Source organism: Streptosporangium sp. NPDC050284, from assembly GCF_044459525.1.
Classification (GTDB): domain Bacteria; phylum Actinomycetota; class Actinomycetes; order Streptosporangiales; family Streptosporangiaceae; genus Streptosporangium.
This window is the reverse complement of the sequence record NZ_JBITIZ010000002.1, coordinates 510,989-525,993: the sequence shown is the minus strand read 5'-3', so window position 1 is coordinate 525,993 and position 15,005 is coordinate 510,989. Positions and strand designations below refer to the sequence as shown.

Sequence of the window (15,005 nt, the reverse complement as noted above, 5' to 3'; positions counted from 1 at the left end):
GAGAGGGCCGGAGTCGCGGGTGCGCGGTCAGCCGCTCATCGTCGCCGCTTCCGGGGATTCGGGCGCGCTCGGGTCGAGCCAGATCGGGCGCCAGTCGCTCAGCTCGTGGAAGCGGCGCAGCTCGGCGAGGCCGCTGAGCCAGCCCATCCACCCGGCGTACGGAGGTTTCTTCTCATTGAAGCTGCTCTGCATGAAGGTGAGGCGCGTCGCGCCGCCCGAGCCCTCCAGCTCCCAGGTGACGAGACCGAGACCCGGCCACTCCAGGGTGAGACCGCGGCCGGGCTCCAGCTCGACGATCTTCGCGGGCTGTCCGTCGGCCTCGAAGCCGCCCATCGCGAACCGCCCGCCGACGTACGGCTCGATGTCGATCTTGTAGCCGAACCACCGGCTGAACTTCTCCGAGTCGACGAGCGAGTCGAACACCGCCTCCGGCGAGTCGCCGACGACGAGCCGCTCCCGCATGACCGGGGAGGTGAAGTCGGCCTTCGGTGTGAGCTCTCGGCCCTCCAGGTGGTCGACCAGGTTCGCGATCGACAGGCACCAGAACGTCTGCACCATCCCCAGGACGCCGCTTTCCGCCAGCGCGGTCTCCCGGTCGAAGTGGGTCTGCGTCAGTGACACGACGGTCGACTCCGCGTTCTCCTCCTCCAGGGTGATCTCGACGGTCGTCTCCTCGCCGCCGAGCAGCCAGGAGAAGCGCAGCGTGTGGTCGTCGACGTGCAGCGGGCGCTGGTGGGGCGCGTCTCCTTCGGGGGTGTGGCGCCCCCAGAACTCGTACCGGTGCGGCAGCTCGACCTCGGCGTGCTCGGCCAGCCAGACGCGCAGCTCGCCCGGGTCGGTCAGGGCGTGGTGGACTTCCTTGAGCGGTGCGGCCACCCGCGCGCTCAGCTTCATCGGCTCACTCATGGGGTTCTCCCTTGGGGTAGCAGGCGACGGCGAGCTTGAAGGCGTCCCCCTCGGCGCCGCCGTAACGGGTGAAAAGGTCTTGCAGTGCCGCCTGGAGGTCGTTCAGGAACTCCTGACGCCGCTCGGGGAGCACGCGGATCTCGCCGGACACGCCGACGGACGGCAGCTCAGGTGCGGTCCTGTCGAGCGCGCCGATATCGGCCTGGACCTCTTCCATGAGGTCCAGCAGGTAGCCCAGGCCCAGCTCGTTCCCGGTCGGGCGCAGGCCGATCCGGCCGACGAGGCGGGGGGAGAGCCAGTAGGAGCGGGCGCTCGCCTGGTAGACGCCCTCGTGGATGCCGCGCACCCTGCGCTCGGTCACCTGGGTCACCAGACCTGCCTCGACCAGGCGTTTGACGTGGTAATAGACCCGCTGCGGGGTCTGGTCGAGCAGGGCCGCGACCTCGGTGCACGAGCGCGGCTCGGCGAGTTGCCGCAGCACCTCGATGCGCTGCGGCTTGAGCAGGGCCTCGGCCTGCTCGATCTTTTCCAGGTACAGGACGTCTCTCATCGCAAAATCAACCTTGTACGTAAAATTATTTTTTGTCAATGGTTGAGGTGAGAAGCTCGCTCGACGTCGTGCAGGGGCCGGAGCTCCCTCTCACAGGACCGTCGACCGGCGACCGGTCAGGCAAGCGGAGGGAAGGCGGGCGGAGGGAAGGCAGGGCGGTCAGCGAGGCAGGGCGGGCAGGTGGGCGGGAGGTGCGGGGCTCACCTGCCTTCTGGGGGCGATCGCATCGCCCTCAGAAGGGTCGCGAGGGTGACGCGGGCGAATCCGATCCGGGCGTCGCTCGCCCCGTACGGCAACCAGAGGGCGTCCGCGTGCAGCAGACCGCCGCAGGAGTACACGACGTTGGGCACGTACCCCTCGCGCTCGGCGTCACCGGGGGTGAGGAGCGTGCCGGGGAGCTCGGCGATGACGCGGTGCGGCTCGTCCAGGTCGAGCAGCAGCGCGCCGATGGCGTAGCGGCGCATCGGGCCGACGCCGTGGGTCAGGACGAGCCAGCCGGACCCGGTCTCCAGGGGGGATCCGCAGTTGCCGACCTGGATCAGCTCCCAGCCGCCGCGGGGGGAGTGGAGCGGCATCGGCCGCCGCCACCTGCCGTCCTCGCCGAGGGAGGTGAGGCCGAGGGTCTCGCCGTCGGAGCGGCACAGCGCCAGGCGGCGCCCGCTCACCTGACGCGGGAACAGCGCCATCCCCTTGTTGACGGCGGCGGGTCCACGCAGCGGGGTGACCTCGAAGGTGCGCAGGTCGTCGCTGGCGAGCAGGTGCGAGCGGATGTGCCGCCCGTCGTAGGCGGTGTAGGTGGCACGGTACGAAGACGTGCCGTCCTCGCCGATGATCCTCACGAAACGGGCGTCCTCCATCCCGTTGCTCTCGGCCGCGCTGGCGGGCCAGAGCACCCGCCGCTCAAGGGGGACGTCGGCGGGGAAGGTCACGGCGTAGTCGGAGGCGGTCGCCCGGCGCAGCTCCGCCACGGTGCCGTACGTGGTGGTGCGGGTGAGCAGGTCGGTGGGGAGCCGGGTGACCGCCTGCTCGAAGTCGTCGTCGTCGAAGATCTCCGGTAGCGAGCCCAGCACGGTGGCGGAGACCTCGTTGTCCCGGTCCTCGTCGGCGAGCGCCGCGGCCAGCAGGTCGCGCCGGTGGGGGACACCGTGCCGGGGCCCGGTGGTGAGCGGTCCCGAGCGGTCGGCGATGACGAGCTCGTCGCCGGGGCCGAGCACCGCCGTGGCGAAGCCGATGGACGACAGGTGGCCCTCGCCGATCTGCCGCGTGCTGATCACCACGCGCAGCCGTCCGGGGATCAGGCCGGACTGGTCGGGGTGGGCGACCATCGAGGGGTTGCACAGCGCGGCGCCCTCCACCGCGTACTCGTGGCTGAAGTAGGCGCCGACCAGGAGGCGGGCCGCGGGGGGCAGGTCGAGGCGGCTCGGAACCCGGAAGTGGACCAGGTCGTAGTGGTGCAGGAAGGTCGCCGCGAGATCACGGTGCCGGCCGCCGAACCTCCGCAGTGTCTCCTCCAGCAGCGCGGCGGTCTCGTCGTGGCCGAGGAGCGCGATGCGGTCGATCAGGGCGGAGGTCCGGCTGCGCGTCACGGCGGCGTCCTCGCCGGGCACGAACAACTTGATGATCACTCTTCGCGGGTCGGGGGCTAGGGTCTGGTCGAGCCGGGTGGCCAGGTCTCGGATGGTCATGGCACCTCATCCATCGGGCAGAATGCTGGGCCGTGGCGTCTCGCGCACCAGGCGTTCGGCGTGCTGCAGGGTGGAGATGAGCGCGATGGTCGACTCCGCGCCCTGGTTCAGGTTGGGGCCGGCCAGGGTCAGGCCGTCGTACCCCCCTCCGGTCGCGATGTCCCACATGGTCGTCCTCCGGTCGTTGGCACCCTGGAACCACGCCGACGCCTGCCACACGCCCGCCTGCCAGGATGGATCGCCGGTGACGGCGCCCGCCGTGGCGCAGGCGTCGGCGAGCGCGGCGACCTCGATCGGCTGCTGGTCGTAGCGGTCCCGAGGCGCGTGCCGCCGCCAGCCTGCGACGGGCACGACCGACAGCCGCCCCTCCCTGGTCTGGATGTCGAGCAGCCAGGCCAGCATCCGCAGGCCGTCGGCGAGCATCGCGCCGTCGCCGCCGAGGTGGCCCGCCGCGATGAGCACCTCGGCGAGGGCGGCGTTGGCGTACGTCAACCTCGGCTGCGGCCACGGCCAGTCGGGATCGGCAGAGGGGGCGCCGATCGCGAGGGCGGCGTCCGCGAGCAGGGCCGCGGCCGGGGCGTTGCCCGGCAGTACGCGCAGGATCTCCGCCGCGCCGAGCCCGGCGAACGCCATGGCGCGCGGATGCGGGGACCTCCCGACGGCGCCGGCGGTGAAGGAGATCAGGGCCGCGTCGCGGATCCACGGGGCGGGGTTGCGGGCCGCCGCGGTGCCCAGGCCCCACAGCGCCCGCCCCCACCAGTCGCCGAGGCCGGGTTCGTCGGTCCAGCGCCGGTCGTGGGAGAGGCGGTTGTGGAACGCGCCGGAGCCGTCCTGCGCGTGCGTGAGGAAGGCCAGATAGCACTCCGCCAGCCGTCGTATCCGGGGGGGCGGCGCCGGTTCGCGGCTGGTCACGACGAGCCCGCGGGCGACGTCGTCGGTGCAGTAGCCGTGCTGGCGGCGGACGACGGCGTGCCTGGCGTGTTCGAACAGCCCGGTGTCGTCGCTCAGCCGCGCCAGGTGCCTGAAGCCGGGCAGGGCGGGGGCGTCGAGGGGTATGGGGGTTGCGGGGGTCACGGCAGGGCCGCCGCCACCGCTGCCGGGCGTCCGGCGAGGAGGCCCCGGGCGAGTTCCTCGTAGCGCGCCGCGACGGCGGGCCACAGCAGGGTCGGGACCAGGGAGTGGGTACGGTTCCTGAGATCGTCGGCCAGGCCGGGCTCGGTGAGGATCCGGCGTACGGCCGCGGCGAGCGCCTCGGGGTCCTCGTGAGGTACGAGCAGGCCGGGTCCGTCGGTGAGCAGTTCCACGGCGTGCGGGAAGGACGTGGCGACGACCGGGACCCCGGCCGCCACCGCCTCGATCAGGACGCCGGAGGTGACCTGCTCGTGCGAGTCGTACGGCAGCACGACCACGTCGGCCGAGCGGATCAGCCGGATCAGCGAGGCCTGGTCGCGGTAGACGGGGTCGTACCGCACGGAGGCGGACACGCCGAGCCGCGTCCCCATCCGCTGCAGCCGGGTGCGGTAGGCCTCCCCGCAGTGTTCGAGCACCTTGGGGTGGGTCCTGCCCGCGATCGTGTACGTCGGCGAGGGAGAGAGGTCCCCGAGCAGGGCGAGCGCCCGCAACGCCCACTCGATGCCCTTGCCGGGGCCGATCAGCCCCCAGGTGAGCAGGTGCGGCCGCAGGCGGCGCTGGGCGGGGACACGCATGTGGTCGGCGGTACCGTGCGGGATGACGGACACCTTGGCCGAGGCGACGTGGTAGCCGGCGAGCAGCCGGTCGCGGGCGGTACCGGTCATGGTGACCACCGCGCCGGCGGCGTCCACGATCTGTTCGAGCAGCCGCCGTTGCCGGGGGGTCGGCCGGGTCAGCACGGTGTGCAGGACCACGATGCTGGGCACCGTGAGATGCCGCAGCAGCGGCAGGATGTCCTGCCCGTCCGTGCCGGGATAGATGCCGTACTCGTGCTGGACCACCGCGACGTCGAACCGCTCCAGGGCGGAGGTGGCCGCCTTCCAGCTCTCGTGCCCACCGGGTGCCCAGGTGTGCACGACCCCGGGTACGGGGCGTTTGTCGTCGACGTCCGTGGTGACGCGGACGATCCCGCCGAGGGCACCGCCCTCGGTGAGGTGGGCGGCCAGGGCGGAGTTGAAGGTGGCCAGCCCGCACTGTGTGGGCGGGTGGGTGCTGAGAAATCCGTATGTACAGGCCAACTGCCAAGCCTTCCGGTCATCGGCCGCTCCGGCTCACGGATGCGGACCTCACGCGGTGAAGACGTCCATCGGCCAGCGTGGTGACGGATGGAGCTGAAGCCTGGCGCCGGGTGCCGTCCTCATCGGGGCCCGGCTGCCGCGACCCCGCAACGGATCGCGGGGGCTACGTCACCCTGACAGTATCAGGGGCTTACGCTCCGTCCGCTATATGGCGGTAGATGGGTAAATAATTGGTCACCACTCTGTCCACGTCGAATCTGCGTTCGGCCTGGGCACGGCACCCCGCGCCCGGCCGATCGCGCCGACGCGCGAAATCGCGGGGACTCCGGGCCGCTTCCGACCGAGTCGCCTCCGTCGAGGTCACCTCAGCCTGGGGGCCACCTTCACAGGTCACCGGATCCGGCGCGGACCCGTTTCCAGCCCTCCCGCGGCCTCACCGATTCACCCCTCTACCGGACTGATAACGACAGATCCAGGCAAAAACCACGCTGCTGAAATTCACCAGCATGGTGTGGGGTGTCCGCCCGGCCGTTTCTGTGACCTTGAGCCTGATCACCGCCCCGTCTCGCATCCAGCCCGCCAGCTCGTCCTCGGTGGGCTCGGGGCCGTGCAGACGCAGCATCAGGTCGTGGGGCTGCCCGAAGATTCGCAGGTGCAGCTCGCATGTGGGTTCGGTATCCGCCATGTTTCGCCATCCAGATATCCATATGGAGTAGACCCGGCGAAGTTGTCGGCCTCCTCTTGAGCGTACTCCTCGCGCCGGAAGCCGCCCGCCCAAGCCCCGCCCCTCACCCTCCGAACCAGAACAATTGCCCCCGAACCAGAACAAGAACGTCAGCAGGGCAGGTCAACTACCGGCGCATTGCGTTCATGTACGCGTTCCCGCGATCGAGAGATGAACCCCGGAATCGGATTTCGTGCGCCACGATGACTTCTCCATGTCATGATAGGCCGATCGCCATCCAATTCGGTGCGATTCGCGCGCCGGGGGAATGACGCGCGCCGTTGTCATACGGGCGCGTGCCACCCGGCCGGATCCGCCTCGGACGTGACGGTTGCGGACGTGACCGGACATCCGTGCGCGTACGCGTCCGGGGTGTGAGCGCTCCATGGCCCGTACCGGCCGGGCCTGATCCTGGTGCGCGTCCGGGGCGTGAGCCGTCCGTGCGGCGACGTCCCCGGCGTCCGCGCACGCATGCTTTGAAGTGTCTTGCCCTGATCGCCGACTCAGTGACTGAAAATGCATGACAAATGGCTTGTTCTGCCCTGTCATTGAGCGGCCAATGAGCATTGAATTGTTGATTCTCGTGGAAATTTTCCGTCAACCGCGGTCTCATATTCCAGCCAGTTCTTTCGGGATCATTTCTGGAAAGAGGAGAGTCATATGACCAATTCGCGAAGAATTACGGCACTCGCGGCCGCGCTCGCGACGGCGGTCAGCCTCGGGGCCGTCGGCGCGCAGGCGTCGGCGGCGGTCGCGCACCCCTCGACAGCGGCCGCACAGCCCGCGGTGGAGGTCGCCGCTCCGCCGCAAGGGCTCCGGATCACCCGCTTCCTCGGCGAGCAGCGCCTGCCGCACAAGATGCGCTTCCGTGGAACCACCGTCGGCGGCCTCTCCGGTCTTGACCGTGACCCGCGCACCGGCACCTGGTATTTCGTCTCCGACGACCGGTGGCGCTACAACCCGGCGCGCTTCTACACCGGCCGTCTTGACATCCACCCGGTCACCGGAGCGTTCACCGGGGTGAACCTCACCGGGGTCACCACCCTGCGGCGCCCCGGTGGGAGCCCCTACCCGGCCTACGGCCGGCCCAGGTCCGCCGATCCCGAGGCGATCCGTTACGACCGGTGGAGCCGCAAGCTGCTGTGGGCCAACGAGGGCGACCGGCCCGACGCGGAGAATCCCAACATCCCGGTGTCCGATATGTCCGTCCGCTGGAGCGGCGCCGACGGCCGCTACCTCGGGGAGCTGGCGGTTCCCCGCAACCTGAAGATGACCTCCACCGAGAAGGGCCCCCGGCGCAACTTCGGGTTCGAGGGGCTCACCTTCACGGAGCGGAGCATCGCGGCCATCACGGAGGGGCCGAGGTACGAGGACGGCCCGCTGCCGACCGTCGACAAGGGCGCCACGGCCCGCATCACCGTGTGGGGCCGTGACGGCCGGCCGCGCGGGCAGTACGCCTACCCGGTCGACAAGCTGCCGGCGGCACCGGTCCCGGCGAACGGCAAGCCGGACAGCGGGGTCTCGGAGATCCTGGCGATCGACGAGAACCGCTACCTCGCCCTTGAGCGCTCCTGGATCGAGGGTGCCAACTACAGGGCCAAGCTGTACGAGATCGACCTGCGCGGTGCCACGAACGTGCTGACCCGCGACAGCCTGGTCGGCGGACAGCCGTACCGCCCCGTTTCGAAGCGTCTCGTCTCCGACCTCAGCACGGTGCGGCCGCCGGTGCAGAACCTGGAGAGCCTCGCCTGGGGGCCGCGCCTGCGCAACGGCGAGTGCACGCTGGTGATCGGTTCCGACGACAACTTCGACAGCAACGAGGTCACCAAGTTCCTCGCCTTCGCGGCCCGAGGTTGCTGAAAGCGCCACCTTGAAGCCGCCTGGAAAGTGCGGCACTGAAACGGCTCAGCCCGTCGATACCACGTGCAAACGGTGGTGCCGGCGGGCTGAACTCGTGAAACGACGAGGTGGCCGAGCACGGTTTCGGACTCGGCGCGGATGCGTACGCCGTCCGATACCACCGCCGTGTGGGTGGCGGAAGCCTGTACGGCATTACGCCGGTCCCAAACTTCGAAAAATGCCCGCATCAAACCTCGCGACGATTCGCGGGGATTTACAAGATCGTGCTTTCTTGAGCCTTCTGACCAGGGCGTGTTCCGGCTTCGGGGTCCCGGGACCCCGGCCCCCCTGCCGCCGCCTCCGGTGGCCAAAAATATGTAAATTCTTGGATTCGTCCGTTCCTCCGATACATCCCTTGACGTAACTGGAGGTTGTCGGCCATCTGTCCGTTTCTTTAGTTTTTGCCGAGCCGATCCATGTCGGGTGCTAGAACCTTGTTCACATAATGACAAATTTAACGATTTACCTATACGATCGCCGTTCGTGGTTGGAGTGGATCTTTCAGGAACCCGATTGGGCAACGACCTGTTCTTTGTCATGCATGACAACGCGACCGGCCGGATGCGGCTTCATGCCCGCCTGACCGATTTAGGACTGGCCGCAGCCATTCTGGGAGAACTGATGCTCGCCGGACGGATAACCGTGGGACTGGTGGCGGGACAGATACAACTCGTCGTTCTCGACGAGGCGCCGCCCGGAGACCGGGTCGCCGGGACCGCCCTGGAGCACATCGTCGCCGAACCCTCGCATCGCTTCCGTACCTGGTTGCACTTCCTCGCCCGTACGGCACTCACCGACGTGGCGGCCAGGATGGTCGACGACGGACTGCTGCGCCCGCCCGGCAGACGCCCGTCACGGAGGCGGGTGCCGGTCGACGTGAACGTCGCGGCGTGGCCGGCGGGACGCGTCAACCTCGCGATCCAACGCCGTGAGCCACTCAACGTCCAGGACAGCGTCCTGCTGGGACTGCTTGTCGCGACCGGCGGCAACCGGCTCGTCCTGTGGGAGCAGAACCCCGGCTACCTCTCCGACGCGATCGCCGCCCTCCCGGCGCCGCTCCAGGAACTGATCGCCCAGACCGAGGCTGCCGTAGGTGACGCCGTCATCAGCCGCCGCTGAACCCCCCTCACCTCAAGGAATCCCCCCATGTCCGTGACAGAACGCAGGGTGAGCGCCGTTTCCGAGGCGCTCGCCCAGGACCGCCTCGGCGTACCCTCCGTGGTGTTCTTCGTCATCTCGGCGGCGGCGCCGCTGACCGTCATCGGCGGCTCGGTGACCGCCGCGTACGCCGCGACCGGCGTGATCGGCGTCCCGCTCGCCTTCATCCTGCTCGGAGCCATCCTGGGCCTGTTCGCCGTCGGGTACGTGACGATGGCCCGCTACGTCGTCAACGCCGGGGCGTTCTACGCGTACACCGCGAAAGGCCTCGGCCGGCCGCTGGGAGTGGCGACCGCCTGGGTCGCGCTGCTCGCCTACAACGCGCTCCAGGTCGGCCTCTACGGCATGATCGGCGCGGCGGGTGAGCCGCTGATCGCCGACTGGTTCGGAAGCTCCCCGCCCTGGTGGGTCATCGGACTGGTCGCCTGGGTGCTGACCGGGGTGCTCGGGCTGATGCGGGTCGACGTGAACGGAAAGGTCCTCTCGGTCCTGCTGCTGACGGAGATAGCCATCGTCGTGCTGTTCGACATCGCCGACCTGATCAACCCGGCCGCCTCGGGTTACAGCCTCGACGTCTTCAACCCGGCGAACCTCTTCGTTCCCGGCATCGGAGCGGTGGTCGCGATCTGCATCGCCTCCTTCGCGGGCTTCGAGTCTTCGGTGGTGTTCTCCGAGGAGACCAAGGACCCGAAGCGCACGGTGCCGATCGCGACCTACGTCGCACTCGCCGTCATCTCCGGCCTCTACGCCCTGTCCTCCTGGGCGATGACCGTGCCGGTCGGATCGGACAAGATTGTCGAGGCCACGCGCGAGCAGAGTTCGAACCTCCTGTTCAACCTGGCCGGACAGCACCTCGGGGCGACCATCGCCACCCTCGGCGCCCTCCTGTTCGTGACGAGCCTCTTCGCCGCGCTGATCGCCTTCCACAACACGATCTCCCGCTACATCTTCGCCCTCGGCAGGGAGCGGGTCCTGCCCGCGGCCTTCGGCCGCACCTCCCCGCGGACCGGTGCCCCGGTCAACGGCTCGGTGGCGCAGAGCGTCATCGGGCTGGCCACGATCGTCATCTACGCGTTCTTCGGTCTGGACCCGGTCATCCAGCTGTTCTTCACCGTCGGATCGTTCGGCGGCCTGGGACTGCTCATGATGCTGGCGGCCACCTCGATCTCGGTGCTCGCCTTCTTCGCCAGGAATCCCGCCCCGGAGAACGCCTGGCGGACCCGGATCGCCCCGGCCATCTCCTCCGTCCTGCTGTTCGTCGTCATCGTGCTCGTCATGCTCAACTTCGACACCGTGCTCGGCGTGGCCCCCGACTCCCCGCTCCGCTGGATCATGCCCGCCATCTACTTCGTCGCCGCGGGATTCGGCGTCATGTGGGGACTCGCGCTGCGGTCCAGCAAACCGGACGTGTACGCCAACATCGGGCTCGGTGCCCAGGCGGCCGTGAAGGGAAGCGAATGACCGAGATCATTCGTGTCCCGAACGCGCCGGGAGCCGCGGATACCATCGGTGCGATCATCGCCACCTCCTTCCACGAGCAGGAGATCTCCGCCTGGATGATCCCGTCGGACGACGACCGCCGCCGGGTGATGCCCCCCTTCTTCTCCATGACCAGCGAGAGCGCCCTCGTCCACGGCGAGGTCCTCGCGACGGCGGACATGTCCGCCGTCGCCGTGTGGTTCCACAAGGGGGTCGAGCCGCTTCCCGAGATCCCCGACCGGACCGCCCGGGTCGAGTCGTTCGCCGGTCCCCACGCCGAGCGCATCGAACTGATGGGGGAGGAGATGGACAAGCGCCACCCCCACGACCCGCACCACTATCTGGCGTTCCTCGCCGTGCTCCCGGGACACCAGAGGCGGAAGACGGGGACCCGGCTGCTTGAGGAGTACCACCGAGGGCTCGACGAGGAGGGGATACCCGCGTACCTGGAGGCGAGCAGCGTCGACAGCCGCAGGCTCTATCTGCGCCACGGCTATCAGGACCTCGGCGACCCGATCTTCATGCCCGGCGGCCCGCCGATGTATCCGATGTGGCGCCCGCCGAACCCCTGACCGCGGGACCCCCGTGAGTTTTGAATCCGTGCTGGAGGGTAGCGCCGTTCTCGATCGGGTATCGCGGGGGTCCACCAACGGTACGGGGTTCGGGAGGGCTGAGTGGATCACCGCGGTCAGGCGCTGTGGGTACGGGCGAACCATCGGGGGCACTGCAGCGTGCTGGAGTTCGGCGGGCACCTGGACTTCGTCACCGCGTCCACGCTCGCCCAACACGTCGACGAGGTCTGGGAGATGAGCGACGGCCCCCGCCTCGTGCTGGAGCTGTCACAGCTGGCCTTCTACGATTCCACCGCCCTGGGTGTCCTGGCTCAGACCCGGCAGCGCGTCCAGGACACCGCCACCGGCCGGCTCGTTCTCGTGGGCGTCCCCGACGGGCTGGCGCACCTGCTGCTGCGCACCGGCCTGCTGTCCCACTTCGAGGTGCGCGACGACATCGAACAGGCCGTCGCCAGCCTGCTCCCCCCGGAGTGAGGCACTCTCCACGCTCCCAAGGTTCGAAGATCCGCGCCGGTACGTGGCGCGGAGGCAGGGCCCGTGAAGGACAGAGGTCTCCACGGGGGGTCACCCCGCACAGGTACGTGGCGCGGAGGCAACGCCCGTGAAGGACAAGGGGTCTCCCACGGGCGGTCACCGTGAACACCCGTGTCCTTCACGGGCATGTGGCGCAGGGTGTGCGGGGTCAGGGGCCGGTGAGGCGGCGATCTCCACGGGTGGTCACCACGAACACCTGCCAGTTGTAGTAGGCGTAGTAGTTTCTGATGTCCTGCTTGATCTGGCGCGCGTGCAGCAACACCGCGTTGACGTACGCCTGGGAGTGGTTGTAGGCGTACAGCGCGCGCCGGTAGTCGCGCGGCGCCCCCGACGCGCGAAGATAGTTCGCCGCGGCGAGCAGGGAGTCGCGGGTGTCCTGGATGTCACCGCCCATCCCGTAGGCGTCCCACGTTCTCGGCATGAACTGCATGGGGCCCTTGGCGCCCGTGTGGCTCGGTGACCGTACGCGGCCGAACTTGGTCTCGACGAACATCACCGCCGCCAGCACCTCCCACTCCACGCCGAACCGCCGCTCGGCGTACCGGAAGTGGCCGAGCAGGAAGTCGGCGGGCTTGGGCGGCTGGACACGGAATTTCACCGCCCCGCTGATGGGCCGGACGAGGGAGCGCAGATCCCGGCCGGCCGTCACGTTGTCCTTCGCCTGCCCGGCCAGGGCCTTCGGCAGCTTGGCGTAGGTGCGGTCGGCGACCTTCGGGTTGAGGACGAGGTAACGGTAGATCCGCTGCTGGTGCAGGGCGAGCAGCACCACCGACTCGGGGGGTTCTCCCTTGCCGGGATCGCCGTCGCGCCTCCAGGCGTCGATGGCGCGTCGGAGCTCCGCGGTGGTCGTGGCCAGGGAACGGGCCAGTTGCGCAGGATCGGTGGGGATCGCCGCTTTCGGGGAGGGCGGGGTGGGCACCTGACCCGCGGGCGGCGTCTGCTGCGAGGACTCCTCCGCCGGTGACGCCGTCTCCTGGCCGGGAGCAGCCGGTGGGGCGGTGCTCCGCGAGGGAGCGCCCTGGGAGGCGGAGTCCTGTGCGGTGTCCTGTGAGGGGGAGCCCTGGGAGGTGCTGTCCTGCGAGGCGGTGTTCGGGGAGGTGTCCTGGGAGGTGGAGCCCTGTGCGGCGGCATCCTGTGAGGCGGCGCTCTGCGAGGTGGCGCAGCCGGAGATCGCGACGACCAGGCCGAGGAGAGTGGCGATCACCGGCCTCCCGCGCGACCGGCCCACGCGCGAACCCGGCGACCCGCCCTCCGGGGCGTCCGGACCTCCTGAGGCATCCGTTCTCTTCGAGGTGTTCGGCATCCTGGAGGCGTTCGCCTTCTCTGGAGTGTTCGGCCTCCCGGAGGCATTCCGCCCCTGTGAGGGGCCTGGACCCTCCGAGGCATCCGGCCGTGCGGGCATCGTCCGTCTGTTCGACCGGTGGTCACGCTCCGGCCGTGAAACCTCCGCGCGCTGATCGTTCATCGGGCCCAACGTACCCGAGCGACGACCTCCCGGCCTACCGGCGCAGCCCGCGACGGCCGGCGGACGCGGCCCTCGCGTCACGATCACCTTTCTGACACGCGCCGAAGGACTTTGGTCCTGATCCGGTAAGTCGAACAGCCCTATTTTCATGAACCATGTCCGAATAATCCTGATATGTGAGGGAAGCAGCACATCTGGCTTGTTGGGGGAGACGTGAGGCCGGTGCTGGGAGGAATCTTGTTCGGATCGGTTCTAGCGATCATGACATTGGTGGGCGTCGTCGCGGCAACCGTGATTGAAGATCGACTTTTGCCGCCCGAATCGATCAAGCTGATCAAGCCGTCCGAGTCATCCGAGTCACCGGAGTTGCCCGAGCCGATCAAGCCGACCGAGCAATCCGACGCTCCGGCTACTCCGGACAACACCGACCGGTAAGGCGACGAACCGCGCGTCTCGTCAGGTCGTTCCGCACGGCGACCCCGACCCCTCCCCGTCCCGCCGAAGCCGGATGAAGCGAGAACCGATCCGCGAAATCGAACGATCACCACTTGAATACGCATTCGGTTAGATCGGGGTTCTTTCCTGGCGTTATCCCTAGATGTGGGTGATCATTGGACCCACCTGGCACCGTGCCCCCTGTCCGTACCGTCTCCGCGGGAGTGGGCGCGGTCACCTTCCCCGATCTCCCGTGACATCGCGGACGCCGCGCAGGCGTCGCCCGCGATGACCGGCTCCTTCCACGCCGACTTCGCCCCACCCCGAGGAGACGTCCAAGGAAATCCGCGGAAAAAGAGGAAAGAGGACCACCCCCCATGGCCCTTGCCGGTGTCTTCCTGCCCATCGCCCTCGCGATCATCATGTTCGGTCTCGGTCTGAGCCTCACGATCGCCGACTTCCGCCGCGTCGCCGCCTATCCCAAGGCCACCGTGGTCGCGCTCGCCTGCCAGGTTCTGCTGCTGCCCGTGATCTGCTTCGGTCTGGTGCTCGCTTTCGGCCTGCCGCCCGCGCTCGCCGTGGGCATGATGCTCCTGGCCGCCTCTCCCGGCGGGACCACGGCGAATCTCTACAGTCACCTGTTCGGCGGCGACGTCGCGCTCAACGTCACGCTCACCGCGATCAACTCCGTGCTCGCCGTCGTCACGCTGCCGCTGGTCACCAACCTGTCGCTGAACTACTTCGCCGCCGACTCCGCCGCGCTGGGCCTGCAGTTCGACAAGACCGTCCAGGTGGTCGCGATCGTGCTCGTCCCCGTCGCGATCGGCATGGCGGTCCGGGCGTGGGTGCCGCGCTTCGCCGAGCGGATGAACACCCCCGTGAAGATCGCCTCCGCCGTCATCCTGGTCCTGGTGATCATCGGCGCCCTGCTGCAGGAGCTGGACAACCTCGGCGGCTACATCCGCTCGGTCGGCCTGATCACACTGCTGTTCAGCGTGATCAGCCTGGCCATCGGCTACTGGGTGCCGCGCCTGGCCAGGATCGAGCGCAGCCAGGCCGTCGCCTCCTGCATGGAGATCGGCATCCACAACGCCACGCTGTCCATCGCGGTCGCGCTCACGCTGCTGAACAACACCCAGATGGCGATCCCCGCCGCGACCTACGGGGTGCTGATGTTCTTCACCGCCGCCGCGGCCGGATTCCTTCTCAGGTCGTCCCGTACCACCCAGGTCCCTTATGACGAGGCTCGCCCCTGACGCGGCTCGGTGAGTCCGGTGCGTCACCGGGGCGCCGGGGCGTAGAAGTGGTGACACGATCTGGTGGGAGTCGATCCCGCAGGTTGTGGGGGAGGACCCCGCCGGCCTGGACGCCACGTCCGACATCCTTGA

At 69.0% G+C, this 15,005-nt stretch carries 14 protein-coding genes; 7 read left to right on the top strand and 7 right to left on the bottom strand.

Annotation, left to right across the window (positions count from 1 at the left end):
• Window positions 1-27: 27 nt before the first annotated feature.
• From ACIBH4_RS06740 to ACIBH4_RS06715, 6 genes are all read right to left on the bottom strand, one after another.
• A complete protein-coding gene (locus tag ACIBH4_RS06740) occupies window positions 28-906 on the bottom strand; it encodes an SRPBCC family protein (protein ID WP_362519421.1) in 879 nt (292 codons plus the stop codon).
• Window positions 899-1,456, bottom strand: coding sequence for a helix-turn-helix domain-containing protein (locus ACIBH4_RS06735; RefSeq protein ID WP_362519418.1), 558 nt, complete (start codon window positions 1,454-1,456; stop codon window positions 899-901). The genes ACIBH4_RS06740 and ACIBH4_RS06735 overlap by 8 nt, the downstream gene beginning before the upstream one ends.
• Before the next feature lie 200 nt (window positions 1,457-1,656).
• Window positions 1,657-3,141 (bottom strand): glycosylase, encoded by a 1,485-nt coding sequence (locus ACIBH4_RS06730; protein WP_362764363.1) that lies wholly within the window; start codon window positions 3,139-3,141, stop codon window positions 1,657-1,659.
• Between the two features lie 6 nt (window positions 3,142-3,147).
• Window positions 3,148-4,215: a glycosyltransferase gene (locus ACIBH4_RS06725; protein ID WP_362519410.1), complete on the bottom strand. Its 1,068-nt coding sequence runs from the start codon at window positions 4,213-4,215 to the stop codon at window positions 3,148-3,150.
• Complete coding sequence (locus ACIBH4_RS06720; protein ID WP_362519406.1) at window positions 4,212-5,351, bottom strand: glycosyltransferase; 1,140 nt, start codon at window positions 5,349-5,351, stop codon at window positions 4,212-4,214. Before ACIBH4_RS06720 ends, ACIBH4_RS06725 begins: the two co-directional genes overlap by 4 nt.
• Window positions 5,352-5,784: 433 nt before the next feature.
• A complete protein-coding gene (locus tag ACIBH4_RS06715; RefSeq protein ID WP_362519401.1) occupies window positions 5,785-6,036 on the bottom strand; it encodes a hypothetical protein in 252 nt (83 codons plus the stop codon).
• A gap of 699 nt (window positions 6,037-6,735) precedes the next feature.
• Here ACIBH4_RS06715 and ACIBH4_RS06710 point away from each other — a divergent pair.
• The 5 genes from ACIBH4_RS06710 to ACIBH4_RS06690 all read left to right on the top strand — a co-directional run bounded on the left by ACIBH4_RS06710 (window position 6,736) and on the right by ACIBH4_RS06690 (window position 11,657).
• The gene (locus ACIBH4_RS06710) at window positions 6,736-7,935 is read left to right on the top strand and encodes an esterase-like activity of phytase family protein (RefSeq protein WP_362764365.1); all 1,200 of its coding nucleotides are present in this window, start codon (window positions 6,736-6,738) and stop codon (window positions 7,933-7,935) included.
• A gap of 552 nt (window positions 7,936-8,487) precedes the next feature.
• Complete coding sequence (locus ACIBH4_RS06705; RefSeq protein WP_362764368.1) at window positions 8,488-9,093, top strand: GPP34 family phosphoprotein; 606 nt, start codon at window positions 8,488-8,490, stop codon at window positions 9,091-9,093.
• Between the two features lie 27 nt (window positions 9,094-9,120).
• The gene (locus tag ACIBH4_RS06700) at window positions 9,121-10,593 is read left to right on the top strand and encodes an APC family permease (protein WP_362519391.1); all 1,473 of its coding nucleotides are present in this window, start codon (window positions 9,121-9,123) and stop codon (window positions 10,591-10,593) included.
• Window positions 10,590-11,183 (top strand): GNAT family N-acetyltransferase, encoded by a 594-nt coding sequence (locus ACIBH4_RS06695; protein ID WP_362519388.1) that lies wholly within the window; start codon window positions 10,590-10,592, stop codon window positions 11,181-11,183. The genes ACIBH4_RS06700 and ACIBH4_RS06695 overlap by 4 nt, the downstream gene beginning before the upstream one ends.
• Window positions 11,184-11,285: 102 nt before the next feature.
• Window positions 11,286-11,657 (top strand): STAS domain-containing protein, encoded by a 372-nt coding sequence (locus ACIBH4_RS06690; RefSeq protein WP_362519385.1) that lies wholly within the window; start codon window positions 11,286-11,288, stop codon window positions 11,655-11,657.
• 208 nt (window positions 11,658-11,865) lie between these two features.
• On the opposite strand, the gene ACIBH4_RS06685 is transcribed toward ACIBH4_RS06690, so the two are convergent.
• On the bottom strand, window positions 11,866-12,921 hold the full coding sequence (locus ACIBH4_RS06685; RefSeq protein WP_362519382.1) for a transglycosylase SLT domain-containing protein: 1,056 nt from the start codon (window positions 12,919-12,921) through the stop codon (window positions 11,866-11,868).
• Window positions 12,922-13,452: 531 nt separating this feature from the next.
• Between ACIBH4_RS06685 and ACIBH4_RS06680 the strand changes: the two genes are divergently transcribed.
• Window positions 13,453-13,617 (top strand): hypothetical protein, encoded by a 165-nt coding sequence (locus ACIBH4_RS06680; RefSeq protein WP_362519379.1) that lies wholly within the window; start codon window positions 13,453-13,455, stop codon window positions 13,615-13,617.
• A 377-nt stretch (window positions 13,618-13,994) separates the two neighbouring features.
• Window positions 13,995-14,873: a bile acid:sodium symporter family protein gene (locus tag ACIBH4_RS06675; protein ID WP_362764371.1), complete on the top strand. Its 879-nt coding sequence runs from the start codon at window positions 13,995-13,997 to the stop codon at window positions 14,871-14,873.
• Window positions 14,874-15,005: the final 132 nt, after the last annotated feature.